We start from the raw sequence: 2,568 nt of genomic DNA on the forward strand, positions 1-2,568 counted from the left end.
CGTCCCCTCCTCCTACCGCGGTACGAGCGCGTTTCCCCTCCCCCGGCACGATGCCCTCCTCGGGTCCGGCGCCGGAGACTCCTCGGCGGAAGGAGTTCCATGGACCACATCATCACCACCCACCACCTGACGAAGGCCTACGGTGCGCGCACCGTCGTCGACGACCTCGACCTGCGGGTGCCGCCGGGCTGCGTCTACGGCTTCCTGGGCCCCAACGGCTCGGGCAAGTCCACCACCATGAAGATGCTGCTGTCGCTGGCCCGGCCCACCCGGGGCGAGATCACCGTCTTCGGGCAGCCGATGAACCGGGACACGCGCCCCGCCCTGCTGCGGGAGATCGGCTCCCTCATCGAGGCACCTCCCGGCTACGCCCACCTGACCGGGCGGGAGAACATGGCGATCGTCCAGCGGATGCTCGGTCTCAGCGACCGGCAGGTCTCCCGCGCGGTCGCCACCGTGCGCCTCCAGGAGCACATGGGCAAGCTCGTCCGGGCGTACTCGCTGGGGATGAAGCAGCGTCTGGGCATCGCGATGGCCCTGGCGCGGGAGCCGCGCCTGCTCATCCTCGACGAGCCCACCAACGGCCTGGACCCCGCGGGCATCGAGGAGATCCGCGAACTGCTGGTGACGCTGGCCGGGGAGGGCGTCACGGTCATGGTCTCCAGCCACCTGCTCGACGAGATCGACAGGATGGCCTCGGTGCTGGGCATCCTGGGCCGCGGGAAGCTGGTCTTCCAGGGCACCCGGACCGAGCTGTTCCACCGCAGCGTGCCGGACCTGCTCGTGGACACCCCCGAACCCGACCGGGCCCTGGCCCTGGGCGTCCCCGCCGTGCGCGCGGAGCGGGGCGTGCGCCTGTCCGGGTTCGGCGACGAGGACACCGCCGCGCTCGTGCGGCGCCTCGTCGAGGGCGACGTACCGGTCCACGGGGTGCGGCGCGTCCAGCAGTCCCTGGAGGAGGTCTTCATGGACCTCACCGGCCGTGAGGGGCTGCTGTGATCCTGACGGCGGTGGGACTCGAACTGCGCAAGGCGCGCAGGCTCCGGGTCGTGGTGGTCTGCGCGGTCATGGTGGCCGCCGTCGTGGGCCTGTCCTGCATGAACCTGATGTCGGACTCCGCACGGGAGGGCTTCGGCGATCCGGCCGCCCAGCCGTGGGAAAGCCTGTTCATGAGCTACGTCATGATCGCGGCCATGACCTCGCCCCTCCTGGTCTCGGTGCTGGCCAGCAGGCAGGTCGACATCGAGCACCAGGGCCGGGGCTGGACGCTGTCGCAGGTGGCCGGGTTCGGTCCGGGACGGCTGTGCCGGGCCAAGGTCGCGGTGCTGGGTCTGCTGCTGGCGGTCGCGGTGGCCGTCCAGACCATCCTGGTCTTCACGGCGGGCCTGGCCGCGGGGATCACCGTGGAGCCGCGCGTCGGGATGTGGGTCTGGTACGCCTTCGGCCTGCTCCTGGTGAACCTGGCGATGCTGTGCCTGCACGTGCTGCTGGCCGCCCGGGTGGAGAACCAGCTCGTCGGGCTGGCGCTCGGGCTGCTCGGCTCGTTCTGCGGGGTGTTCACCCTACTGATGCCCCCGGCCCTGGCGCGCGCGCTGCCCTGGGGCTACTACGCGGTCGTCTCCCCGCTGGGGATGGGAGACGACGGCTTCGTCGCGATCACGCCCGGATACGGCTGGCTGGCCGCGTTCCTGGTGCTCGTGGCCGTCCTGTTCGCCGTGGCCGGCCACCGCTTCGACCGGACGGAGGCGTGATGGGGATGGTCCTCGCCGAACTCGCCAAGCTGCGCCGCTCGGCCCTGTGGATCGTGGCCGTGGTGCTGCCGCTGCTCGCGGTCATCACGGGGACGGTGAACTACGCGGGCAACGTGGAGGCCCTCTCCTCCGGGTGGGCGTCCTACTGGTCCCAGGTGGTGCTCTTCTACGGCATGGTGTTCATGTCGATGGGGGTCGCGGTGGCGGCGTCGGCCGCCTGGCGCATGGAGCACCGGGGCCACAACTGGAACCTGTTGATGGCCACCCCCGCGCGGGCGTTCTCGGTCGTCGGCGCCAAGCTCGCCTCGCTCGCCCTGGTGGTCGTGACGATGCAGTCCGTGCTGCTGGGGCTGGTGACGCTGAGCGGGAAGCTCGTCCTGGGCCTGGACGGCTGGCTGCCCTGGCACAGCGCGGCCGCCGCCCTGCTGGGCGTCGTCGCCGCGCTGCCGGTCGCCGCGTTGCAGTCCCTGCTGTCGATGCTGGTCCGCTCCTTCGCCGCGCCCGTCGCCCTGGGCCTCCTGGGCTGCGTCGCCGGGATCGGCCTCCTCTACTCCGGGGAGGGCGGGGTGGTCTCCTACCTCCTGCCGCAGTCGCTGGTCACCACGTCGCTCAGCCTGGGCAGCACCGCCGTCTCCGACGCGGGGTCCCTCGACCTGCCGACGGCGTTCTCCGTCGTGCTGGCGGCCGCGGCGACCACCCTCGCCCTGTGGGCGCTCTCCGCGACGGTGCTGAGCCGCCGGGACGTGCGCTGAGGGCCCGTCCCGGAGGAAACGCGAAGGCGACCGGGGGACGGTCGCCTTCGCGGCACGGGGGACCC

The 2,568-nt window shown here is 72.1% G+C and carries 3 protein-coding genes; all 3 read left to right on the forward strand.

What is annotated here, in order from left to right:
* Nucleotides 1-99 precede the first annotated feature (99 nt).
* Genes DQW06_RS27350 through DQW06_RS27360 form a run of 3 tightly spaced genes read left to right on the forward strand, consistent with a single transcriptional unit; the run spans nucleotide 100 to nucleotide 2,503 of the window.
* Entirely contained in the window at nucleotides 100-999 is a 900-nt protein-coding gene (locus DQW06_RS27350; RefSeq protein WP_013155014.1) for an ABC transporter ATP-binding protein, read from the forward strand.
* Nucleotides 996-1,751, forward strand: coding sequence for an ABC transporter permease (locus DQW06_RS27355; protein WP_117199569.1), 756 nt, complete (start codon nucleotides 996-998; stop codon nucleotides 1,749-1,751). Before DQW06_RS27350 ends, DQW06_RS27355 begins: the two co-directional genes overlap by 4 nt.
* The gene (locus tag DQW06_RS27360; RefSeq protein WP_013155016.1) at nucleotides 1,751-2,503 is read left to right on the forward strand and encodes an ABC transporter permease; all 753 of its coding nucleotides are present in this window, start codon (nucleotides 1,751-1,753) and stop codon (nucleotides 2,501-2,503) included. The genes DQW06_RS27355 and DQW06_RS27360 overlap by 1 nt, the downstream gene beginning before the upstream one ends.
* Nucleotides 2,504-2,568: the final 65 nt, after the last annotated feature.

The sequence above is a fragment of the Nocardiopsis sp. TNDT3 genome, from assembly GCF_003427465.1.
In the GTDB taxonomy this organism is placed as follows: Bacteria; Actinomycetota; Actinomycetes; order Streptosporangiales; family Streptosporangiaceae; genus Nocardiopsis; species Nocardiopsis dassonvillei.

Bases quoted from the DNA above. Each gene is read 5' to 3' on its own strand.
- DQW06_RS27350 (WP_013155014.1), top strand. From the start codon at position 100: ATGGACCACATCATCACCACCCACCACCTGACGAAGGCCTACGGTGCG.
- DQW06_RS27360 (WP_013155016.1), top strand. From the start codon at position 1,751: ATGGGGATGGTCCTCGCCGAACTCGCCAAGCTGCGCCGCTCGGCCCTG.